This window comes from Hippea sp. KM1, from assembly GCF_000526195.1.
In the GTDB taxonomy this organism is placed as follows: Bacteria; Campylobacterota_A; Desulfurellia; order Desulfurellales; family Hippeaceae; genus Hippea.
In genome coordinates this window covers 1,595,662-1,617,962 of record NZ_JAFP01000001.1, presented here as the reverse complement: position 1 = coordinate 1,617,962, position 22,301 = coordinate 1,595,662, and the positions used below count along the sequence as shown (strand labels likewise).

Below are 22,301 nucleotides of genomic sequence, written 5' to 3'. Positions count from 1 at the left end.
AGCCATTTTTCTTGACTTAGAGAAAAAAAGGAGTATATTCGGAAACCGATGAGTGAAAAGAGACCTGTTTTAAAACCCAAGACGAATGTTGCAGCACTGATCTTCATTGTGCTGTTTGCATTGGCTTTTATCTTCGGTATAGCGCTGCTTGTATTTGGCAAAACCCCCCAGCAGGGTAATGGTATAATCCTCTATACGGTAAAAAACACCAGACAGTTGGAAGAGAGACTCTCCCTTTACAGCCCCCTCAATAGTTATTCCTTTGTTGTTGAGCCTTATCTGTTAAAGAGCCTGCCAAAGGATTTCTCCAGGCTCCCGGCCAAAAAGAGGAAGAGGCTTTTCATAAGGGTTATGTTGCCCATTGCCTTTACCGTTAAAGCCCAGTTTGATAGGGAGCATGAGCTGTTTTTAAAGATAAAGGAAAAGCTGGATAGTAATATGCAACTGTCTGAGTCGGATAAGCGGCTTCTGGAGTATGGTTTTAAGAAATTCAGGTGCCATACGGTTGAGGAGCTTGTAAAAAAGAGCGGCAGCATTCCGGTTAGCCTGTTGATTGCCCAGGCAGGCATAGAATCCGGTTGGGGCAAATCCAGATTTGCTATAAATTACAACAATGTATATGGTATCCACAAGAAACACCCCAAACCCGGCGATATTGTAAGGCGGTTTTCAAGTCTTTATGAGGCCACTGTATGCTATATGTTGAACCTGGATAGATCGAGGGCGTATAGGATGTTCAGGGAAGCAAGATACAGAATGGGTAAGTATCAGAATCCTTATAAGCTGGCCGAGTATTTGACCCACTATTCGACCAAAAGGAGCGCCTATGTTAGGCTGGTTCAGCGTGTGATACTCTCAAATGAACTGGCCCGTTTTGATAAGCTCTATCCCACCACATTTGTGGCCGAGATTCCAAAAACATTTGCTTTAGAGTAATAAAGCTTGACAATAGGTGCGTTTTTAAGTATAAAAAGCTTTGCTTTTGGAATTTGACTTTTTGAAGGAGAGGGACGATGCAGAAGACATTTATGGCCAAGTTTGAGCCGGACAAAAGAAAATGGTATTTGATAGATGCTAAGGGTAAAACGCTGGGCAGGATTGCAACACAAATTGCCAATATATTGAGGGGTAAGAATAAGCCCACATTCACACCCCATGTGGATACAGGCGATTTTGTTGTTGTGATTAATGCCAAGTATGTGAAGCTTACCGGTAAGAAGCTGGATCAGAAATACTACTACAGACATAGCGGTTATATCGGTGGCCTTAAGGCTATCAAGGCAAGGGATATGCTTCAGAAGTTTCCCGAGAGGGTAATTGTTCATGCCGTAAAGGGTATGCTCCCTAAAAACAGGCTGTCCAATAGGCTGATAACGAAGCTGAAGGTATATGCCGAGGGTGAGCATCCCCATAAGGCTCAAAATCCAGTGAAAATAGAAGTTTAAGAGGTGTTAGATGGAAAAATATTACGCAACCGGAAAGAGGAAAACCGCTGTAGCAAGGGTTTGGGTTTGGCAGGGCAAGGGCAATATAGTGGTCAACAAGAAGAGCTTAGACGAGTATTTTGGTGGTCTGGATGAGGCAAAGCTTAAGATACTCTATCCGCTGAATCTGGTTGGTTTAACCGAGAAGGTGGATATATATGCCACCATAAGGGGTGGCGGTATAATGGCCCAGGCTGAGGCCTTAAGGCATGGAATCTCGAAGGCTTTGGTTGAATACGATCCTAATTTGAGGACCACATTGAAACCGATGGGCCTGCTCTCCAGGGATGCCCGTGTAAAAGAGAGAAAGAAATACGGAAGGAAGAAGGCAAGAAAATCCTTCCAGTGGTCCAAGAGATAACACCCCCGCCCCACGCCAGTGGGGTTTTTTATTTTTGTCTATGTTAAAAGTAGGAATAGTTGGCATAACGGGCTTTACAGGCCTTGAATTATTGAAACTCCTTCTGAACCATAGGTATGTAGAAGTCGATTACATAGCCTCAAGAAGTCAGGTAGGCAAGAGGGTTTGCGATGTATATCCGCTTTTTGAGGGCATATACAACAAAACGATCGAGCCTATAGACATTGATAGGATATCGTCGCTGGATGCTGTGTTTTTGGCCTTACCCCATACAGTTTCTGCTTCTTTGGTTAAAGATATATATGGCAAGGTCAGGATAATAGACCTAAGCGCCGATTTTAGGCTCTTGAGTGCAGGCGAGTATGAGAGGTGGTATAGGGTCAAGCATCCTGCAGAGCATCTGCTTAAGAGGTCCGTATACGGTCTTGTGGAGATAAACAGGGGTTCAATAAGGGATGCTGAGCTTGTGGCCAATCCCGGCTGCTATGCGACCAGTGTGATTTTGCCCGTTGCGCCGATATGTGAGTATATAGACGGTGTCGTTATTGCCGACTCCAAATCGGGTGTTAGCGGTGCTGGCAGGGCTGCCAAGGAGGGGTTGCAGTTTTGCGAGGTCAATGAGAATTTCAAGGCCTATTCTGTATACGGCCACAGGCATATACCCGAGATGGAGGAGCAGCTAAAGAGATTTAATAATGATATAAAGATAGAGTTTATACCCCACCTTTTGCCGCTTCAGAGGGGTATACTTTCAACCATCTATGCTTCGCTTAAAGAGGATGTGGATGTAAACGGTCTATATAGGGAGTTTTTTAAGGATAGTTATTTTGTAAGGGTTGCGGATAACCCTCCAGGCTTAAACGATGTTAAAGGGAGTAATTTCTGTAATATATTTGCCCGTTACGATGAAAGGACCGGCAAAGTGGTTATAATAAGTGTTATTGATAACCTGATCAAGGGCGCATCGGGTCAGGCTGTGCAGAATTTGAATGTCATGTTTAACCTTGATGAAAAAGAGGGCTTGATGCCCTACCCCTATTATCCATGAAGGTAAAAGAGATAAGCGGGTCTATTTGTGTGGTTCCATCCATAGAGGCCTCGGCTGTATATGCCGGCCTGACAAAAAAGAAATTGGATGTGGGCCTTATATACTCCAAAAGACCAACGGTTTCGGCAGCCGTTTTTACACAGAATGCCATTAAGGCCGCACCGGTTATTTACGATATATCGCTTATGAAGAGTATGCCGGATATAAGGGCAGTGATAGTAAACAGCGGCAACGCCAACGCCTGTAATGCCAACGGGGAAGAGGCCGTTGATGTGATTGTTTCAAGGGTTGCCCAGAAGTTGGGCATTCTCAAGAATCAGGTCTTTATAGCATCAACGGGTGTTATAGGTGAGGATCTGCCGTATGATAAGGTGGTCTCATCCCTGGATAATCTGGTTTTAACACTATCGAGCAATGCCTCAGGGTTTGCTGAGGCTATCATGACCACCGACACATTCAAGAAAGAGTATGCACTGGATTGCAGCTTCTATGGTAAGCAGTTCCATATAGGCGGTGTGGCAAAGGGCGCAGGAATGATACACCCCAATATGGCCACCATGCTTGCCTTCATAACCACAGATATAAACATAACCCATGAGATGCTGGATAAGGCTCTAAGGGAGGCCGTTGATAAGTCGTTTAATAGAATCAGCGTTGACGGGGACACATCGACAAACGATACGGTCTTTATCATGTCAACAAACGAGGCCCCCAATGAGAGAATTGAGAGTGAGAATGAGATATACAGGTTCTTTACCGATCAGTTAACGCAGCTATGCACCAAGCTTGCCAAGATGATTGTGAAGGACGGCGAGGGTGCGACCAAGGTCGCAGAGGTTGTTGTTGTTGGGGCATTTTCAAAGAAGGATGCCCAGCTCATTGCAAGGAGCGTTGCGAACTCCCTTTTGGTAAAAACGGCGATATTTGGCGAGGATCCCAATTGGGGAAGGATTATCGATGCCGTTGGCTATTCAACGGCCTATTTTTCAATCAATAGATTAAAGGTTTTTATAGGCGATACGCTTGTGTTTGCATACGGCAGGCGTGTTGATTTTGATAAGGCGGCCATTGATTCGTATATGAAAAACAGTGAAATCAAGATCCTCATTGATCTGGGTATAGGTATCTGCACATACAACATGTGGTTTAGTGATTTGAGCTATGATTATGTTAAAATCAATGCAGAATACCACACCTAAATATCATCAAGGCTGACCGGCTTGTTGTCCTCTGGCTCATGATGGAGAAGCTTCAGGATTTCGCCCTCCTCTTCAGGTTTTACAGATACATACTTACCCTCTGAAACAACCAAAACATCACCCTTGTTGTTTTTTAGGATTCCCCTTGCAAAGTGCAGGTTGTGTTTTGTTGTTGTGTATTCAGCCTCGACGGTTAGGGATGTATCTGGCGGAATCGGTTTTTTGTATTTTACCTTCAACTCAGCTGTAAAGAAGAGCCTTTTTGTTTTAATGCTACATGCCCACCCCATGGCCTCATCCAGTATAGATGCGGCTATGCCTCCGTGGATCCTGTCCTGATAACCTATGTAATTGGAGCCCAACTTTATGGTTGCATACACCCTTTCGTTGTCGGTTTTGAAGGTTATGTTTAGGCCTATGGGGTTTTCTTTGCCGCAAATAAAACACTTCTTGTATCTTGGCAGGTTTCTCATACTGCTATTTTTCCATAGCTTGGCTGTTTTTTCAAGGGTTTATCTGATATAATGAAAAGGGTTTAAAACCCTTGAATTAAATATTTTTAAAGATTATAATCAGGCTTAGAGTTATGAAAAAGGAGCACTTCCATGCTTGCAAAGAGAATTATACCGTGTCTGGATGTGGACAAAGGCAGGGTTGTTAAGGGCGTTAACTTTGTTGAGTTGATAGATGCCGGTGACCCTGTGGAGCAGGCCGTAATTTACGATAAACAAGGCGCCGATGAATTGGTTTTTTTGGATATAACGGCCAGCTATGAGGAGAGGAAAACGATTATTGATGTGGTGGAAAGGACAGCACAAAAGGTCTTTATGCCCTTGACGGTGGGTGGTGGCATAAGAAGCATTGAGGATATTAGGGCGTTGCTTAGGGCTGGCGCAGATAAGGTTTCTATAAATTCTGCTGCCGTTAAGAACCCAGACCTGATAAATCAGGCAAGCAGGATATTCGGCAGCCAATGCATAACGGTTGCCATAGATGCAAAAAGAACGCAAAACGGCTATGAGGTTTTTATTAAGGGTGGCAGGGAGCCCACCGGTTTGGATGCGATTAAGTGGGCGATTGAGGTGCAAAAGAGGGGTGCCGGTGAGATACTCCTAACCAGTATAGATGCAGACGGAACGAAGGATGGATATGATATAGAGTTGACCAAAATGGTCAGTGAGGCTGTAGATATACCGGTTATAGCAAGCGGTGGAGCGGGTGAGCTGAAACACTTTCAAGAGGTATTTGAAAAGACCCAGGCCGAGGCGGCTTTAGCAGCCAGTGTGTTCCATTTTGGGATTTACGCCATTGCCGATGTAAAAAAATTCCTAAGGGGTATGGGTATAAATGTCAGGTTATAGATTTGCCCTTCTGATTCTGAGCGATTCTAAATCTAAGAACCCGCAGGATGATAGGGTAAAGCCGATAGTTGATGAGATATTGACATCTAATGGCTTTGTTCTGTCTAAGTATTACATAATCCCCGATGAGCGGTTGATTTTGAAGGATAAGCTGTTGGAGCTATCTCGGGATGACGGTATAGATGCCATTATAACATCCGGTGGCACAGGGCTGTTTGAGAGGGATATTACGCCGGATGTTACCAAAGAGGTGCTGGATTATGAGATACCCGCCATACCGCAGGCCATACTGTTTAATGCCTTGAAAAAGACAAAAAGGGCGATGCTGTCAAGGATGGTTGCAGGTGTGAAAAACAACAAACTCATCATAAATCTGCCCGGTTCTCCAAAAGCGGTTAGGGAGGATTTGGAATATATAGTTGATGTGTTGGAGCATGCGTTGGATAAGCTTAAGGGCGATACGACGCCGTGTGGTGAAAATTAATTAAGGGGGTATATATGGATCTAACAAGGGGCAATTACTTAAAGATTATCAAGTCCTTAAAGAGGGATTTGGTCAAGGAAGGGCTTGATGAGAACCTTGTTGAGGTGTTTGTTGATTCTTCTTTGAAGTATTCAAAGATAGAGAGTTTCTCAGAAAAGTTTCCGTTTAGCTATTTACATAGGGTTATCAAAGACAGTATAGAGTTTCTCCTGCTCAAAGACGGCGATGTAAAGCTTGAGCTTGAGGATGTTCATATAGAGGAGAAAAAATATACCCAGATAAAACTGTTAACCGACAACAACCCGTTTATTGTTGATAGCATTACATCTATAATAAACAATCTCAATGAATTTTTTATAGACTTTAGCATCCAGCCCATATTTGTCATTGAAAGGGATAACAAGGGTAAGCTTACCAGGATAGAATCACCCCATGAGAGCGGCAATAAGGAGCTATACCTTTTGTTTTTGCTTGATGCCATAAGCGATATACAGAAGGATAAACTTAAGGCCGACATAATAAACTCCATAGAGGAGAGCCGTCTGGCTGTCTCGGATTTTAAGAACATGGAAAAGAGGGTCAAGGACATTGCACGAAAGCTCAACGACCCTATATACCTGAAAAAGATCAGCGAAAAGGACACAGAGGATATAAAAGAGTTCCTCATGTGGCTTTTGGATGAGAACTTTATCTTCCTGGGCATAAGAACCTATAAGCTGGATTATGAGGATGACGATATATTCATCCAGATGGATAAGCAGAGCTGTCTGGGTATATTGAGAAAGACCGAACGGTCGATGTTTAAGGATAGAATATCCATAAAGGAGCTGCCCGAAAGCGCCTTGGATACGGTAAAAGCCGGCAATGTTTTGGTTATAGATAAGACAAACTCAAAGAGCAATGTCTATGATACACGAAGGATGGACTATATAGCCATCTCTGAGTTTGATAAGGATTTAAGGGTAATAAAGAGGCACATCATACTCGGTCTGTTTACATCCAAGGCCTTAAAGGAACAGGCATCCAACATACCGTTTTTGAAGTCCAAGCTGGATAGGATACTGTTTGAGGAGAATGTTGTTGAGGATTCGTTTGAGTATAAACACATGATCGACATATTCAATACGCTACCCAAGGATGACCTGTTCATCTCAAGCACAGATAATTTGAAGATACTGCTTGAGGAGCTTCTGACCTGCGAGACCGAGGAGAGGATAAAGATACTGACAAGGCAGGCCAACCTGGTTCACGGCGTCTATCTGATAGCCGTGCTGCCCGTTAAGTTTTACTCTCAAAAGAACATAGAGAAGTTTACGGAGTTTCTAAGCGATACGCTGAAAACAGAGGATATTGAATACAAGATAATAACCCAGAGCCCCAGGATCATAAGGATTCATTACTATTTGATATTCGATAAATACAGAAAGCCCAAGATAGATCTGGAGATGGTGGAGGAGCGACTAAAGGAGATCGTATCCAGCTGGAAGGACAACTTCAAGGCCGCACTAACAGACAGGTTTGGAAGCGGTAAGGCCTCTTATTTCATCAACAGGTATCTGAATAGCTTTGACGATGAATACATCTCCAAAACATCCCCCGATGAGGCCATATTCGATATAGAACACTTTGAAAAGCTGTTGTCTTCGCAGGAGGTTGAATCGGACATTTACACGCAGGCAGAAAGCATATTCTTCAACATTTACTCCCTTAACAAGCTGCCTTTGTATGAGATACTGCCAAAGCTTAACAATATGGGTTTGAATGTCTTGTATGAGGATTTTGTTAGCGTAAACATAGATAAAAAGACCCTGTATATCCAGAGGTTCTCTATAGATCCGGCCAAACTGAATCTAAGCGATAGGGAGAAGTTGTTCAGCACCATAAACCAAAACTTCAAGGCGATCTGGAGGGGCATTGTTGAGGATGATGGCTTAAACGAGCTCACCACGAAGGCCGTTATGAATTACACCTACATCGATGTGCTGAGAACCTTAAGCAATTACCTTATGCAGATAAACTTCCAGATAAAGAAGGCCTCGATAATAGGTGTTCTGGTTAAATACCCGCACCTTGCGAGCATGCTTATTGAGTATTTTGAGGTTAAATTCTCGCCGGAGTTATCCAATAAGGAGGACCTTGAGAGGGTCTATAATGCCACAAAGGATAAACTTGAGCAGATAAACGATATACACGAATACCGAATAATGCATTCACTATTCAATATCATAGAGAGCACCGTAAGGACAAACTTTTATAAGAAGGGCAAGAAGTATCATTACATATCATTGAAGATAGACTCATCCAAGATCCTGACCATGCCGCTGCCAAGACCCATGTTTGAGGTGTATGTTCATTCGGCGTTCATGGAGGGGTGTCATCTAAGGGGTGGCAAGGTTGCCCGTGGTGGCATACGCTGGAGCGACAGGAAGGACGATTTCAGGCTTGAGATACTGGGCTTGATGAAGACCCAGATGGTCAAAAACGCCGTTATAGTGCCTGTGGGCTCCAAGGGTGGTTTTATAGTAAAGGCAACGGCAAAGGATAGGGATGAATGGATCGAGTTGGGCAAGAAGGCATACAGAACCCTTATGAGGGGCATGCTCGATTTAACGGATAACATAGATGAAAACAACAACGAGATAAGACCCAAGGATGTTGTCTGCTATGACGATTTTGACCCGTATTTGGTTGTTGCGGCGGATAAGGGAACGGCAACCTTCTCCGACATTGCCAACGAGATCAGCGAAAAGGAGTATAACTTCTGGCTGAAGGATGCCTTTGCAAGCGGCGGTAAGCACGGCTATGACCATAAGAAGATCGGTATTACGGCAAGGGGAGCCTGGCAGTGTGTCGAAAGACACTTCAGGGAGATGGGCAAGAATGTGTTTAGGGATACCTTTACCGTTGTGGGCATTGGCGATATGAGCGGTGATGTGTTTGGAAACGGCATGCTCTATACCGACAAGATTATACTGAAGGGTGCCTTTAACCATATAGAGATATTTATAGACCCCAATCCGGATCCAGAGGCATCGTATAAGGAGAGAAAGAGGCTATTTGAGAAGGGGCTGACCTGGAAGCATTACGATAAAAAGGTGCTCTCTAAGGGTGGATTTGTCGTGGATAGAAACGCCAAATCCATCAAGTTAACCAAAGAGGCTAAGGAGTTTTTGCAGACCGATAAGAATGAGGTCAGCGGAGAAGAACTAATTAGATTGATACTCCAGGCGGATGTTGATCTGCTGTGGAACGGCGGAATAGGCACCTATGTAAAGGCCACAGACGAGACAAACGAGGATGTGGGGGATCGTCTAAACGATGCTGTTAGGATAAACGCCAGCCAGCTCCGCGCCAAGATAGTGGGAGAGGGTGGAAACCTCGGTCTAACTCAGAGAGCAAGGATTGAATACGCCTTGCTGGGCGGAAGGTTGAATACCGATGCTTTGGATAACTCAGCCGGCGTTGATATGTCGGACCATGAGGTTAACCTCAAGATACTCCTAAGTCAACTGATGAAGGACGGCGTTCTTAAGGGTTTAGAGGATAGGAACAGGATGCTTGAGGATCTGACAGAGGAGGTTACACAGAGGGTTCTAACGCACAACTATATGCAGAGCTTTGCTGTCAGTTTGGATGAGTTAAGGTCAAAACAGGAGCCCGATATATTCTTTGAGCTGAACAACTTTTTAAAGAACAAGGGCGTTTTGCATAAGGAGGATTACCCCTTCCCTGACAGGAAAGAGCTTTCCTTGAGGGTGTCTAAGGGTATAGGCTATACCAGACCGGAATTATCGGTTATGCTTGCCCTGAATAAGATGTTTATATACGATGAGTTGCTCAAAAGCAGGGTCTTCAGCGAGGATACGATTGACCAGTATGCCATCATGTATTTCCCACCGACAATCAGGGCTAAGTATAAGGATTATATCATCAAGCACCGCCTGAAAAATGAGATAGCCTTCACCTTTATGGTCAACCTGATCATCAACAATAACGGCGCCACCAGTCTGTTGAAGATCCACATGATGACCGATCAGAACTTCCCGCAGATCATGAAGTCGATGATCTTCTCCTATGATGTTTTAGATATACTGAATCTAAGGAACGAGCTGTTTGAGTATGAGAACAAGATTCCACAACAGGAGATTTACAGGATCTCGCTGGATATGTTTGATGCCGTTAATGCCTTTACAATAAACGAGATTTACATGTTCAGGGACGGTGTCTCTCTGGATACAAAGAAGGAGGAGGAGATCAGAAGCTGGTTGGGTGAGTATTACCAAAACTGCGTGGAGAAGGGTCTGTATAGTGAGGAATATCAGAAGAAGGTGGATGAGCTTGGCGGTATAATCGATAAGAAGCTGGCTAAAAAGATTGCAAGGCTGTATTTCATAGATCCGTTTATACCCGCATACCACATAGCAAAGCTTTTGGGTAAGGATATTAAATCAACGGTTGAGGCCTTAAGTGTAATAGATAAGTCATTCGGGTTTAAGGAACTGAAGGAGTATATAAACTCTATACACATTGCAAACGAGTGGGATAGGATGGCGCAGTTCTCGGTAATCAGGAACTATACGCTGGCAGAAATAACCATGGTTATAAGGCTTATCAAGGAGTTTGGCGGCGATATAGGCGCCATGATAGAGGCCAAAAGGGGTGTTTATGAGGAGTATAAGACCGATCTTGATACGATTATGGGTATCAAGTCGATAAATCTCCATCCAGCCATGCTGCTGTATGACAAGCTGCAGAAACTCCTCCATTAAAAAAATAAACCCCCTTGCGAGAAGTCTCGCAAGGGGGTTGTTGCTTTTTTTGTTGTTGTGCTTACTCTGTGAAGCTGATCTCTTTGAAGCTCTTGCCTGCGAAGTCCTTGGCAAGTCTCATCTTACCGCCTGCAAGGATGGTCTTTCTCTCCCTTTCTGTTAGGTGATACTCAAGCGGGATGTCGATGCCCTTTGTGATGTTCTTCAAAACAACCTCGCCTGTTCCGTCGATGAGGGCTTTCCTTATGCCTTCAATCTTGATCTCATCGCCCTGATCTATCTTCTCGTAATCATCAGGATTCTTGAATGTTAGAGGGATGATACCGAAGTTGATGAGGTTTGCCCTGTGGATCCTCTCGATAGCCTTAGCGATAACGGCCTTTACGCCTAAATACATCGGACAAAGAGCTGCATGCTCCCTGGATGAACCCTGACCGTAGTTATCACCACCGACTATTATGTTCCATATTCCCTTCTTCTTGTTCTCAAGACACCTGCTTGAGAAGGTTGGATCCCTCTTTACAAACACATACTCGGCATATTTTGGCACATTGGATCTGTATTTGAGCAGATCGCCAGCAGGCATAATGTCGTCTGTTGTTATCTTGTCGCCGAACTTGCCTGCAACCTGACCCTCTAAATCCTTTGGCATAGGATCGCCCAATGGCGGATCAACGATATTTGGACCCTTGTAAAGCTGTATCTCTTTAGCCTTCTCAGGTGGAGCAGGTGGCAGCAATAGGCTGTCATCTATTGTGAATTTCTCTGGTATGTCAACATGCGGATACTTAATGCCGAACTTGCTCTCCAGATCCCTCGGGTCGGTTATAACACCGGTTAATGCACAGGCTGCTGCCGTCTCTGGGCTTACCAGATAGATCTTGGCTGTGACCGTTCCGCTCCTTCCATAGAAGTTCCTGTTGTTTGTTCTTATGGATATAGCGTTGTTCCTTGGTGCCTGTCCTGCACCGATACAGAATCCACAGGCGCTCTCTAAGATCCTAAAGCCGGCTGCTATGATGTGGGAGAGCTCGCCCTCATCGGCCAGCATCCTCAAGACCTGCTTGGAGCCTGGTGCATAACCGCAGCTTACATTTGGATGAACGGTTCTTCCCTTAACGATTTCAGCAACGGTTTTACCGTCTTTATATGAGGAGTTTGTACAGCTTCCGATCATAACCTGATCAACGGGTGTGCCTTCAACCTCTCTAACCGTAACGACATTGTCTGGGTTGTGTGGCTGAGCTATCATAGGCTCAAGCTCACTTAGATTGATCTCTATGATCCTGTCGTAGTTTGCGTCTGGGTCTGCCTCAAGCGGTATCCACTGATCGCCCCTGCCCTGGGCCTCTAAGAACCTCTTTGTTTCCTCATCGGATGGGAATACGCTTGTTGTGACGCCCAACTCTGCGCCCATGTTTGTTATTGTTCCCCTCTCGGGAACGGTCAGGGTCTTTACGCCTTCACCGAAATACTCAACTATCCAGCCCACATTGCCCTTTGTGGAGAGTATCTGCAATAGCTTCAATATAACATCCTTTGCAGAAACCCACGGATTGAGCCTGCCTGTTAGGTGAACACCGAGTATCTTTGGCCTTGGCAGATAGAATGGCATGCCTGCCATGGCGCTTGCGACATCCAGACCACCAGCACCGATGGCTATCATTCCGATACCACCGCCGGTTGGCGTATGGGAATCAGAACCCAAAAGCGTTTTGCCCGGTGCGCCTATCCTTTCAATGTGAACCTGATGGCAGATACCGTTTCCTGCCTTGGAGAGGTATAAGCCGTATTTTGCTGCAAATGTCTGCAGATAGGTGTGGTCGTCTGCATCCTCGAATCCCATCTGGATGGTTTTGTGGTCGATATAGCTTACCGATACCTCTGTTTTTACCCTATCTACACCCATCTGCTCAAACTGAAGATCTGCCATTGTTCCTGTGGCATCCTGGGTTAGGGTCTGGTCTATCTTTATACCAATCTCATCGCCGGAGAACAGATCCCCATCCACAAGATGCTCCTTCAAGATCTTCTGAGCAACTGTTAAACCCATATTCAACCTCCTTAAGTTGTAATTTTTATTTGCTTTTTTGCCGTAAAGCTTATATCATTTTTGTCGATAAAAAGCAAAGTTTTTTAAGGTTTTTTGGAGGTAGCATGGAGGAGAAAGTAAGGGTTTTGGTGGTTGATGACTCTCTGATTTCACGGAAATACCTTACGAGGATTTTAGAGGAATCGGGCAAGATAGAGGTCATCGATACAGCTAAAGATGGCCAGGAGGCAATAGATAAGATAAAGTCATTGAAACCGGATGTCGTTACACTTGATATAGAGATGCCAAAGTTGAACGGGCTTGAGGCGCTCAAGATAATCATGAAGGAGTGCCCAACCCCGGTTGTTATGGTTAGCTCACTTACCAAAGACGGCGCTGAGGAGACTCTTCAGGCCTTAAGATACGGTGCCGTTGATTATATATCCAAAAACGAGGTGCTTTCCTTCAAAACGGCTGCAAAAGAGGCCAGGCAGCTGCTGGTTGAAAAGATACTCTCTGCCAAAAACTCAAGGATCAGGGGAAGGATATTAAGGCCCAGGGCCCAGGCAGAAAGGGAAGAACCCAAAGAGGAAGCAGCACCAAAGCCAAAGAGGAAGCTTCAGAAGGCGGACATAAAGGTGGTGGCTATAGCAGCCTCAACCGGTGGACCGGTTGCCCTTGAGAAGGTCTTTTCAGAACTGCCCCTTTTGAATGTGCCTATACTGATTGTTCAGCATATGCCCAAGACATTTACCGGCGTGTTTGCCAACTCCTTGAGCAAGGTTTCAAGGATAAAGGTTAAAGAGGCTGAGGATGGTGAGGATATGAGGGCGAATCAGGGCTATCTTGCCCCGGGCGGTATGCAGATGACAGCCTCAAAGAGCGGTTCGAGGTATGTGGTCAGGGTTAGCAGCGAACCCAAAACCATATATACGCCCAATGCCGATGTTATGTTTAAGTCGGTTGCAGAGACATTTGGTGATAAGGCCCTGTGCGTGATAATGACAGGCATGGGCGATGACGGATTCAGGGGGCTGCAGGAGGTTTCAAAGGCCGGCGGCATAATTATAGCCCAGGATAAGGATAGCTGCGTTGTCTGGGGTATGCCCAGAAAACCCACACAGACCGGTCTTGCCGATTTTGTTGTGCCTTTGGATAAGATAGCCTCAACCATATCCAAGATAGTATTGGGCAGGTGATAGAGTATGCCTGAGATTCTGTCTCAGGAAGAGATAGATGCCCTTTTAAATAACTTAGACAAAGAAGAGATAGTCGAAGAAGTTGAAGAAGAGCCAATAGAGGAGCTTGTTGAGCCCAAAAAGGTCTCTATCTATGACTTCAAGCGCCCCGACAAGGTATCCAAGGAACAGATAAGGGCCATCAAGAACCTCCACGATAAGTTCTCAAGGAACTTCTCCTCCAAGCTTTCGGCCTTCTTGCGTTCAATAGTGGAGATAGAGGTTGTTAGTGTTGATCAGATGACCTATGCGGAGTTTGTACTTTCCCTTTCCAACAATGTCAGCTTCAATGTGGTTAGCCTATCACCCCTTGATGGTAATGCCGTTTTTTCGCTTGAGCCGGATATAGGCTTTGCTCTGGTTGATAGGCTATTGGGCGGTATAGGGGAGTCATCAAATATAAACAGGCCGTTTACCGATATAGAGCAAAGCATTCTTTTGGATGTGGTCAAGCAGGCGATGGAGGAGATGCGCTCCTCCTGGGAGCCGATTATGGATATCAGCTTTGAGATTGTTGGGCAGGAGTCAAGCCCCAATGTTGTTCAGATTGTTGCCCCCTCCGAGATTGTTGTTTTGGTTGTGTTTGAGGTTAAGCTGGGTGAGACGACCGGCATTATCAATTGGTGTTTGCCCGTCATAGTCTTAGAGCCCGTCTTGAATAAGATAGGAACCCACGATATACTGGCCCGTTCGAAGAAGGCCACAGAGGATAGAACAGAGGACATAGCCCGCACATTGAAGGAGGTTTTGGTCTATTTAGAATTCAGGTTGGGGACTCAAAGGATGAAGGTTAGGGACTTTTTGGCCTTAAAAGAGGGCGATCTGATTGTGCTGAACAGAAAGGTCGATGAGGAGTTGCCGGTTTTTCTAAACGGCGTTAATAAATACATGGTCAGGTTGGGCAAGAGGGGTTTCAATAAGGCTGTGAAAATTACCAGAATTATTACCTAAGGTGGAATGTTATGGTTGCTGAAGAGCTTTCCCAGGATGAGATCGATAGCCTGTTAGGCGGAGCAGATGATAGCGCAGAAGAAGACAATTCCAGCAATCAAGAGGTAAATGGCGATGTAAAGACGCTGTTTGACCTTTTGAATGCCTCCATAGAGGAGGTTATGAAGACGGCCTTTTCTTTGGAGGTTGTTTCCAAGTTTATCGACTTAAGTATAGTGGGCAAGGACGATATAAGCCTTGATGATAAGGTTCTTGTTGAGGTTGATGTATCAAATGAGGGTGGTGGTGCGACCCTGTTTTTACTTCTGAATAAGAAATTTGCTTCTATCCTTTCCGATTTGATGCTTATGGGCCCGGGTCAGGCAAAGGACGACCTTGAGCCTGAGGATCTTGATGCATTAAAGGAATTGTTCTCTCAGGTTTTTGGTCAACTATCAACGCAGGTGAAGGAATCCCTATCCCCTCTGATTTCCTTTGATGTTAAGCAGGCAACCAAGGAGGTTGTTCAATTAGAGGGTGATAGTTTCTATAAAACCCAATATGACATTGCCATTCCCAATGTGGAAAACGATATTGTTGAGGTTGTATCGCCAAAGGATGCTTTGGAGGGTGTGTTTGCCCAGCACGAAGAGGAAACACCAGAGCAAGAGCCTGTCGAGATACCGTTTAAGGATGTGGAGGAGGAGCCTTTAAGGCCTTCAGGTGGCCATGCGGGTGTTTCTTCAGCCGAGGCGCCGAAAAACTTAGACCTGATTATGGATATAGACTTAGATGTCAAGATCAGAATAGGCCAGAAGAATATGCTCATTAAGGACATACTCGATCTAAAGGATGGCTCAATTATAGAGCTTGATAAGAACATAGAAGAACCCATGGATATACTGGTTAACGGCAAGGTTGTGGCTCAGGGGATTGTGGTTGTTGTTGGTGGTAAGTTTGGTGTGAAGATAACGCATATAGAGACAAGGGAAGAAAGGATAAAGTCTTTGGGTGAGTAATTATGGAGATACCAAAACCCGATGTATGCAGGGTTGGCTTTGGTCAGCCGACGGAAGAGGAAGAAAGAAAGATCAAAGAGATTCTAAGGATGAAGACCATAGCCGTTGTGGGCATAAGCCCTAAGGATACAAGGCCAAGCAACGATGTTGCTCGGTATATGTTAAACCATGGATACGACATTATACCCATAAGGCCTGCGATTACTCAGATATTGGGTCTTAAGTGCTATAAAGATTTGGAGAGTATAGATAGACCTGTGGATGTGGTTGATGTGTTTAGAAAATCGGAATACTGCCCAGAGATAGCAAGAAAAGCCGTAAAGATAGGGGCAAAGGCCTTGTGGTTGCAGGAGGGGATTGTATCTGAGGAGGCTAAAAGAATAGCAGAGGAAGCCGGCCTTTTGGTTGTTATGGATTATTGCCTGAAAAAGGCGCATCAAAAATACGCTGAGGAGCTATAGTGGATAAGTTTGTTATAGAAGGACCGACTAAACTAAAAGGGGAGGCCTATATAAGCGGTTCAAAGAACGCCTCGCTCCCCATGATGGCTGCGGCCATCCTAACATCTGAACCTGTGGTTTTGAGCAATGTTCCAAGATTAAAAGACATAGACACCATGTGCAAGCTCTTGGTTAGACTCAACTGCAGGTGCGAGCGCAAGGAAAACAACGATCTTGTTATAGATTGCTCCTCTATAAACTCGGATTTTGCTCCGTATGAGCTTGTGAAGACCATGAGGGCATCTATTCTGGTCTTTGGCCCGCTCCTTGCCCGCTTAAGGAGCGCCCATGTATCGCTGCCTGGAGGTTGTGCTATAGGTGTAAGGCCTGTAAATCTCCACATAGCGGCCATGAAGAACATGGGGGCATCTGTGGAGATAGAGGAGGGCTATATAGTCGCAAGGAGCGATGATGGCTTAAAGGGTGAGAAGATCTATTTTGATATACCCACAGTAACAGGCACGGAGAATGTTTTGATGGCTGCATCCTTAGCCAGGGGCAGAACCGTTATTAAGAATGCAGCAAAGGAGCCTGAGGTTGTGGATTTAGCAAGGATGTTAAAGGCCATGGGTGCTAAAATTACAGGTGAAGGCGAAAGCACCATAGAGGTGGAGGGTGTCGATAGGCTGAAGGGTGTGAATTATAGGGTGATGAACGACAGGATAGAGGCTGGCACATTCATGTGTGCTGCACTGATTACCGGTTCTGCCATAGAACTTGTGAATGCTCCTTTGTATGCCATGGATGCTATCGTGGATAAGTTTGTTGAGGTTGGCGGTGTTATAAGGAATATCGATGATAACAGGATCGAGGTAAAAGGAAATGCTTTAAACCCAATCTCCATAAAGACAGCGGTCTATCCCGGCTTTCCAACGGATATGCAGGCTCAGTTTATGGCCGTTTTGACGCTTGCCAATGGCACAAGCATCATTGAGGAGACCATCTTTGAGAATAGGTTTATGCATGTTGCAGAGCTGATCAGGCTCGGTGCGAATATAATTATATCCGGCAATAGGGCTGTTATTGAGGGGGTTGATAGGCTGATAGGTGCAACGGTGATGGCAACCGATTTGAGGGCCAGCGCCAGTTTGGTGTTGGCTGGATTGGCAGCCGAGGGCAGGACAGAGGTGTTGAGGATTTACCATCTGGATAGGGGGTATGAATCGTTGGAGAAGAAACTATCGTCCCTTGGGGCGAACATAGAGAGGCTAAAGCAGTGATTACCATAGCACTTCCTAAAGGGAGGCTGATGGAGGAATCCATAGAGATATTGAAAAACTCCGGTATAGAGGTTGAGACCCCCACATCGAGGAGGCTGTTTTTCTTTGATAAGGGCAATAGGTATAGATTTTTGATTGTCAGAGCCCAGGATGTGGCCACCTATGTTGAGCATAATGCCGCAGATTTGGGCATAGTGGGCAAGGATGTATTGAATGAATCGAAACCGGATGTTTTTGAGCTGTTGGATCTTGGTATTGGCTATTGCAGGATGGTTGTGGCAGGGAGGGATAATGAATGTCTGCATAAGAAGAACTCCTCTGTTAGGGTTGCAACCAAGTTTGTCAACATAGCCAAGGAGCACTTCCTTAAGAAGGGGATAAATGCAGAGATAATAAAGCTGTATGGCTCCATAGAGCTTGCCCCCATCTTAGGTATTGCCGATTGCATTGTGGATATAGTCTCAACCGGTAAAACGCTTAAGGAAAATGGCCTGTCTATTATAGAGGAGATATTTGAGTCCACAGCGATTCTGGTTTCAAACAGGATCAGCTATTACACCAAGAATCCAAAAATAAGGGAATTTTTAGAGCACATAAGATGAAATCCCTTATCGATATAATCAACTTTTATAAGGATATAGGTGTTGAATATATGAAACCCTTAAAAATAAGTTCAAAGGAAGAGGAATTTGAAAAGCTCAAAGAGAAGGCCCTTAACTGTAGGGGGTGTGAGCTTTATAAAACAAGAACCAATGTGGTTTTTGGTGAGGGCAATATAAACGCCTCTTTGATGTTTGTAGGTGAGGCACCTGGAAGGGATGAGGATCTAAAGGGCAGGCCGTTTGTGGGCAGGGCGGGGAGGCTTTTGAGGGATATACTCAAGGATGTCGGTATAGATGCATCCGATATATATATAGCCAACTGCCTGAAATGCAGGCCACCCAACAACAGGGACCCTCAGGCGGATGAATTGATAGCCTGTTTTGGGTTCTTAAAGGAACAGATCCGCCTGATATCGCCAAAGGTGATTGCCACCCTGGGCAGGTATTCCACATATGAGCTAACAAATCAGAAAGGAGCTATGGGGACATTGAGGGGCAGGGTGTTTAGCTATGGAGCGATAAAGGTGGTGCCGCTCTATCATCCGGCCTATCTTTTAAGGAACCCCAATGCGGTCGATGTGTTCATAGAAGATTTAAGGATGGTTAAGCGGTTATTGGAACAATGAGGGGATTTGTATTCTCTCTTTTGTTTTTGTTTCTTCTTCATAGTGTATCGTTTGCTATAGATATCGTGTTTGTTGCCCCTATGAAGGGTGAGTTTTCTTCGTATTCAAGGCAGATGTATAACGGCCTTAAGCTGTCGCTACCTGCCGGTATTTCTATCTCTGAGATAGACGAGCTTAATGAGGATTTTGTTGATGCGGTTGCAGCAAAAAATCCGAAGGTCATAATAGGGCCATTCTTTAAGGGCGATGTGGACAACCTGACAGAGACCTTTTGTTCCAAACCGGTTTTGGTTTTGTTGCCGTTTGCCAAGCAGGATACCCCCTGCCCCAATGTGTTCCATTACGGTTTTGATCCGCTATCTGCAGCATCTCAGCTTGCCCAGCAGGTCTGCAGCCTGCCCATAGGCAGTGTGATTTCCTTCTATGGTATGGATAGGTTGAGCCAAAAGGAGCATGATGTTTTTATAGATAGCCTGAATAGGTGCGGCGGCGTTGATGTTGAAAGCTACGGTTTACCTTCTTTTGTAAATCTTCTGGGGAGTGTTATCAAGGAGGCCTTTGATATTAGGAAGATAAATAGAATCGGTGGCCTGACAGAGAAGAAGATCTTTCAGCAGGAGGTTGAACCAGATAGGGTTGTTATTTTTGCGCCGCCTAAGGTTATGGTTAATTTTTTGAGCATGGTGGATTATTACGATGTCAAAAGCGGTGGTATTTTGGGGCTTACAACCCAGATGACGCCTGGCTTTGCAAGGCTAAACGCAACGGCAACAAGGGGTGTTAGGTTGATGTTTCCTTATTTTCTCTGCAATAAGGATGACTTGAACAAGGGGTTTGTGGATCAATACAGAAAGATGTTCTTTGAAGACCCCACTCAATTCTCGGCGTTGGGTTTTGATATAGGCAATATACTGCTGCAGCTGTTTGCCGGAAAGAACATAAAGGAGCTTGCCGATCAGAAGCTCGTTATGGGCAAGCTGCTCTTCTTTAGTGATGATAATAACGGTGTGATTGACTATCCAATATTCGATGCAAATGAGGTGAGGTTGTGTGCAAAACAGACATCAAACAGATAGATGTAAAGACGCAGAGTCCCTATGCCGTTTATGTTGGGGATGGAATCAAAGGCTTTGTAAAGGAGAAGCTTTTAGATAGGGTAAACTTTGTGATTACAGATAGCAATGTATTTTCTCATCATAAGGATTACATAGAGGATTTGGCTAAGGATGTTTTTGTTCTGCCTGCAGGTGAGAAGAGCAAGAACTATAATGAGTTGTTGAGGATCTATGATTTTCTGATTGAAAAAGGGGCGGATAGGTATTCCCGGCTGATCTGTGTTGGCGGGGGCGTGGTTGGTGATATAGGCGGGTTTGCCTCAAGCACATACATGAGGGGTATCGGTCTTGTTCATCTGCCCACATCACTGCTTGCCATGGTTGATAGCTCCATAGGCGGAAAGACTGCTATTAATTATAAGAATTACAAGAACATCATTGGCAGCTTCTATCAGCCCGAGGGGGTGTTTGTGGATATAGACTTTTTAAAGACGCTGCCGGAAAGGGAATATATATCGGCTTTTGCTGAGGTGATAAAATACGGCATTATCAGGGATAGGGAGTTGTTTGAGTTTCTTTGTGCCAATGTGGATGCGATTAAATCCAAGGATAAGAGGGTTTTGAGGCTGGTTATTGAAAAAAGCATAAAGAACAAGGTGGAGATAGTTGAGGAGGACGAGAAGGAAAAGGGGGTTAGGGCCATTTTGAATTTTGGGCACACCTTTGCCCACGCCATAGAGGGCATAACCGATTATGGTGTCTATCTCCACGGTGAGGCTGTGGCTATAGGTATGGTTATGGCATTGGGCCTATCCAGAAGATTGGATCTGATAGATGAGGAGGTCGTTGAAGGGCTAAAGCAACTCCTTCTAAGGATCGGTTTGCCATACAGGCTGGATATAGATGTTGACCCTGAGGCTATGTATGAAATTATGCTTAAGGATAAGAAAAATAAGGAATCCGCCCTGCGTTTTGTCTTGACAAGGGGGGTGGGTAATTCTATAATCAGCAGCGGTATTGCTAAGGAAGTAATTATGGATGCTATAAATGAAGGCAGGTAAGAGGTTGCTGTCCAAACTCCAATCTTACTATAGCAAGAGGAGGCAGAGAAGCCTTTATTTTTATCCCATTGCGCTTTTGTATCACTGTAACAGGGAGAAGGATAAGGCTTACCAGACATTGATTGACGGTCTTCAGTTCTATCCACGATACGCTTTAGCCTTAACAAAGGTGGGCGAGATTCTTTATGAGGACGGCAGTTATGAGTCTGCGCTTGCCTATCTTGAGACGGCCGTGAACATACAAAAGACAAACATAAAGGCCTTGAGGCTTTTAGCAGAGACATACGAGAAGCTATCGAGGTTTGATGAGGCATTGCAAACATATGAGAAGTTGTCTATGCTTCAGCCGGACGATTGGGTCAAGGGTAAGCTTTTAGAACTTGCAGCCAAGGTTAAGCCTGGTGAGGATAAGCTTGAGGAGATTGTGGAGGAGTTGGAAGACGACAGCCAAAAGATCCCGACGATAGAGCTTGATGAGGATACACCTGAGCCGGAGGAGGTTTTAGTTGTCGAGGATGCCCTTAAGGACGAGGAATCCGAGGATGAAGAAGAAGAGGAAGAGGCGACAATCACAATGGCTAAGCTCTATGAGAAGCAGGGGTATATCGACGATGCTATCAAGATTTACAAGAAGATAATAGAGAAGGAGCCGGATAATGTTGAGGCCAAGGAGGCCCTGGAGGGGCTTTTGTCCAAGAGTGGTTTAAAGAATGAAGGTGGCAGTGATGCGTAAATTGTTTTTGTTTGTCTTTTTGGTTGTGGTTTTGAGTTCATGCTCACTCCTTAAAGGGATTGGTTTTAGAAGCTATGAGAATGACTATACCAAGCTATTGAAAAAAAAGACGAGGGATTTTGTTTTATATAGGGATTTTTCCACTATAGCCAGGCTTAAGGTAACCCATTTTGATAAAACCCTGTTTACCTATTACATAAAAGCCATATCGTATAACCCATCGGATGAGAGGTTTTTGCCGTATCTAAATGAGTTTAATCAATACGATATATACTATGTGGCCTTCTATACGCCCGATTTGGACATAAACAACCTTGCTGATAAGGATTCATTTTGGAATGTTTATCTGTCTGCATGTGGCGATGTGCTTAGGCCTGTATCTATATCCAGCATAGATTCGAACGATTGGCGCAGTAATTGGTTGACCTCTGTGAATATGGAAAGATGGGCCAAGGAGTATGTGATAAAGTTTAAGAGGGTTTCATGTAATAGGAAGGTACTTGCATTTTCCTCGTTTTTAGGCACCGCCTCTGTAATATTCGAAGGCGATGTGAACAAAAATAAATAGAGTTGGTAGGA

Annotated in this window: 21 protein-coding genes; 19 read left to right on the top strand and 2 right to left on the bottom strand. The window is 44.7% G+C overall.

Annotated features, from left to right (window positions below):
• Positions 1-48 precede the first annotated feature (48 nt).
• The 5 genes from D891_RS0108290 (at position 49) to argJ (ending at position 4,092) form a co-directional block, all read left to right on the top strand.
• Complete coding sequence (locus D891_RS0108290; protein WP_025270646.1) at positions 49-936, top strand: glucosaminidase domain-containing protein; 888 nt, start codon at positions 49-51, stop codon at positions 934-936.
• 77 nt (positions 937-1,013) lie between these two features.
• Complete coding sequence (gene rplM, locus D891_RS0108285; RefSeq protein WP_025270645.1) at positions 1,014-1,445, top strand: 50S ribosomal protein L13; 432 nt, start codon at positions 1,014-1,016, stop codon at positions 1,443-1,445.
• Between the two features lie 10 nt (positions 1,446-1,455).
• A complete protein-coding gene (gene rpsI, locus D891_RS0108280; RefSeq protein ID WP_025270644.1) occupies positions 1,456-1,845 on the top strand; it encodes a 30S ribosomal protein S9 in 390 nt (129 codons plus the stop codon).
• Between the two features lie 40 nt (positions 1,846-1,885).
• Positions 1,886-2,893: an N-acetyl-gamma-glutamyl-phosphate reductase gene (argC, locus tag D891_RS0108275; protein WP_025270643.1), complete on the top strand. Its 1,008-nt coding sequence runs from the start codon at positions 1,886-1,888 to the stop codon at positions 2,891-2,893.
• Complete coding sequence (gene argJ / locus D891_RS0108270) at positions 2,890-4,092, top strand: bifunctional glutamate N-acetyltransferase/amino-acid acetyltransferase ArgJ (RefSeq protein ID WP_025270642.1); 1,203 nt, start codon at positions 2,890-2,892, stop codon at positions 4,090-4,092. The genes argC and argJ overlap by 4 nt, the downstream gene beginning before the upstream one ends.
• Here argJ and D891_RS09605 read toward each other — a convergent pair.
• Entirely contained in the window at positions 4,089-4,565 is a 477-nt protein-coding gene (locus D891_RS09605) for a PaaI family thioesterase (protein ID WP_025270641.1), read from the bottom strand. The two genes, argJ and D891_RS09605, sit on opposite strands and share 4 nt — an antisense overlap.
• A 132-nt stretch (positions 4,566-4,697) precedes the next feature.
• On the opposite strand from D891_RS09605, the gene hisF reads away from it, so the two are divergent.
• The 3 genes from hisF to D891_RS0108250 are packed head-to-tail and all read left to right on the top strand — an operon-like array spanning position 4,698 to position 10,706.
• Positions 4,698-5,453: an imidazole glycerol phosphate synthase subunit HisF gene (gene hisF / locus D891_RS0108260; RefSeq protein ID WP_025270640.1), complete on the top strand. Its 756-nt coding sequence runs from the start codon at positions 4,698-4,700 to the stop codon at positions 5,451-5,453.
• Complete coding sequence (locus D891_RS0108255; protein WP_025270639.1) at positions 5,440-5,937, top strand: MogA/MoaB family molybdenum cofactor biosynthesis protein; 498 nt, start codon at positions 5,440-5,442, stop codon at positions 5,935-5,937. The genes hisF and D891_RS0108255 overlap by 14 nt, the downstream gene beginning before the upstream one ends.
• 14 nt (positions 5,938-5,951) lie before the next feature.
• Positions 5,952-10,706, top strand: coding sequence for an NAD-glutamate dehydrogenase (locus D891_RS0108250; protein WP_025270638.1), 4,755 nt, complete (start codon positions 5,952-5,954; stop codon positions 10,704-10,706).
• A 61-nt stretch (positions 10,707-10,767) separates the two neighbouring features.
• On the opposite strand, the gene D891_RS0108245 is transcribed toward D891_RS0108250, so the two are convergent.
• Positions 10,768-12,759 (bottom strand): aconitate hydratase, encoded by a 1,992-nt coding sequence (locus D891_RS0108245; protein ID WP_025270637.1) that lies wholly within the window; start codon positions 12,757-12,759, stop codon positions 10,768-10,770.
• A gap of 104 nt (positions 12,760-12,863) precedes the next feature.
• Here D891_RS0108245 and D891_RS0108240 point away from each other — a divergent pair, with 104 nt between their 5' ends.
• The 11 genes from D891_RS0108240 to D891_RS0108190 are packed head-to-tail and all read left to right on the top strand — an operon-like array spanning position 12,864 to position 22,290.
• Entirely contained in the window at positions 12,864-13,937 is a 1,074-nt protein-coding gene (locus D891_RS0108240) for a protein-glutamate methylesterase/protein-glutamine glutaminase (RefSeq protein ID WP_025270636.1), read from the top strand.
• 6 nt (positions 13,938-13,943) lie between these two features.
• A complete protein-coding gene (fliM, locus tag D891_RS0108235; protein WP_029952169.1) occupies positions 13,944-14,927 on the top strand; it encodes a flagellar motor switch protein FliM in 984 nt (327 codons plus the stop codon).
• Between the two features lie 11 nt (positions 14,928-14,938).
• Positions 14,939-15,925, top strand: a complete 987-nt coding sequence (gene fliN / locus D891_RS0108230) for a flagellar motor switch protein FliN (RefSeq protein ID WP_029952168.1) — start codon at positions 14,939-14,941, stop codon at positions 15,923-15,925.
• A 2-nt stretch (positions 15,926-15,927) separates the two neighbouring features.
• A complete protein-coding gene (locus D891_RS0108225) occupies positions 15,928-16,386 on the top strand; it encodes a CoA-binding protein (RefSeq protein ID WP_025270635.1) in 459 nt (152 codons plus the stop codon).
• Positions 16,386-17,645, top strand: a complete 1,260-nt coding sequence (murA, locus tag D891_RS0108220; protein WP_025270634.1) for a UDP-N-acetylglucosamine 1-carboxyvinyltransferase — start codon at positions 16,386-16,388, stop codon at positions 17,643-17,645. The genes D891_RS0108225 and murA overlap by 1 nt, the downstream gene beginning before the upstream one ends.
• On the top strand, positions 17,642-18,247 hold the full coding sequence (gene hisG, locus D891_RS0108215; protein WP_025270633.1) for an ATP phosphoribosyltransferase: 606 nt from the start codon (positions 17,642-17,644) through the stop codon (positions 18,245-18,247). The genes murA and hisG overlap by 4 nt, the downstream gene beginning before the upstream one ends.
• Positions 18,244-18,873: a uracil-DNA glycosylase gene (locus D891_RS0108210; protein ID WP_025270632.1), complete on the top strand. Its 630-nt coding sequence runs from the start codon at positions 18,244-18,246 to the stop codon at positions 18,871-18,873. Before hisG ends, D891_RS0108210 begins: the two co-directional genes overlap by 4 nt.
• Positions 18,870-19,949: a hypothetical protein gene (locus D891_RS0108205; protein WP_025270631.1), complete on the top strand. Its 1,080-nt coding sequence runs from the start codon at positions 18,870-18,872 to the stop codon at positions 19,947-19,949. The genes D891_RS0108210 and D891_RS0108205 overlap by 4 nt, the downstream gene beginning before the upstream one ends.
• The gene (gene aroB, locus D891_RS0108200) at positions 19,922-20,989 is read left to right on the top strand and encodes a 3-dehydroquinate synthase (protein ID WP_035556548.1); all 1,068 of its coding nucleotides are present in this window, start codon (positions 19,922-19,924) and stop codon (positions 20,987-20,989) included. The genes D891_RS0108205 and aroB overlap by 28 nt, the downstream gene beginning before the upstream one ends.
• Positions 20,976-21,722 (top strand): tetratricopeptide repeat protein, encoded by a 747-nt coding sequence (locus D891_RS0108195; RefSeq protein ID WP_025270629.1) that lies wholly within the window; start codon positions 20,976-20,978, stop codon positions 21,720-21,722. The genes aroB and D891_RS0108195 overlap by 14 nt, the downstream gene beginning before the upstream one ends.
• Positions 21,715-22,290, top strand: a complete 576-nt coding sequence (locus D891_RS0108190) for a hypothetical protein (RefSeq protein ID WP_025270628.1) — start codon at positions 21,715-21,717, stop codon at positions 22,288-22,290. The genes D891_RS0108195 and D891_RS0108190 overlap by 8 nt, the downstream gene beginning before the upstream one ends.
• Positions 22,291-22,301: the final 11 nt, after the last annotated feature.

Coding starts and splice junctions, on each gene's coding strand:
- D891_RS0108290 (WP_025270646.1), top strand. CDS start 49: ATGAGTGAAAAGAGACCTGTTTTAAAACCCAAGACGAATGTTGCAGCA.
- rplM (WP_025270645.1), top strand. CDS start 1,014: ATGCAGAAGACATTTATGGCCAAGTTTGAGCCGGACAAAAGAAAATGG.
- rpsI (WP_025270644.1), top strand. CDS start 1,456: ATGGAAAAATATTACGCAACCGGAAAGAGGAAAACCGCTGTAGCAAGG.
- argC (WP_025270643.1), top strand. CDS start 1,886: ATGTTAAAAGTAGGAATAGTTGGCATAACGGGCTTTACAGGCCTTGAA.
- argJ (WP_025270642.1), top strand. CDS start 2,890: ATGAAGGTAAAAGAGATAAGCGGGTCTATTTGTGTGGTTCCATCCATA.
- D891_RS09605 (WP_025270641.1), bottom strand. CDS start 4,565: ATGAGAAACCTGCCAAGATACAAGAAGTGTTTTATTTGCGGCAAAGAA.
- hisF (WP_025270640.1), top strand. CDS start 4,698: ATGCTTGCAAAGAGAATTATACCGTGTCTGGATGTGGACAAAGGCAGG.
- D891_RS0108255 (WP_025270639.1), top strand. CDS start 5,440: ATGTCAGGTTATAGATTTGCCCTTCTGATTCTGAGCGATTCTAAATCT.
- D891_RS0108250 (WP_025270638.1), top strand. CDS start 5,952: ATGGATCTAACAAGGGGCAATTACTTAAAGATTATCAAGTCCTTAAAG.
- D891_RS0108245 (WP_025270637.1), bottom strand. CDS start 12,759: ATGGGTTTAACAGTTGCTCAGAAGATCTTGAAGGAGCATCTTGTGGAT.
- D891_RS0108240 (WP_025270636.1), top strand. CDS start 12,864: ATGGAGGAGAAAGTAAGGGTTTTGGTGGTTGATGACTCTCTGATTTCA.
- fliM (WP_029952169.1), top strand. CDS start 13,944: ATGCCTGAGATTCTGTCTCAGGAAGAGATAGATGCCCTTTTAAATAAC.
- fliN (WP_029952168.1), top strand. CDS start 14,939: ATGGTTGCTGAAGAGCTTTCCCAGGATGAGATCGATAGCCTGTTAGGC.
- D891_RS0108225 (WP_025270635.1), top strand. CDS start 15,928: ATGGAGATACCAAAACCCGATGTATGCAGGGTTGGCTTTGGTCAGCCG.
- D891_RS0108210 (WP_025270632.1), top strand. CDS start 18,244: ATGAAATCCCTTATCGATATAATCAACTTTTATAAGGATATAGGTGTT.
- D891_RS0108205 (WP_025270631.1), top strand. CDS start 18,870: ATGAGGGGATTTGTATTCTCTCTTTTGTTTTTGTTTCTTCTTCATAGT.
- D891_RS0108195 (WP_025270629.1), top strand. CDS start 20,976: ATGAAGGCAGGTAAGAGGTTGCTGTCCAAACTCCAATCTTACTATAGC.
- D891_RS0108190 (WP_025270628.1), top strand. CDS start 21,715: ATGCGTAAATTGTTTTTGTTTGTCTTTTTGGTTGTGGTTTTGAGTTCA.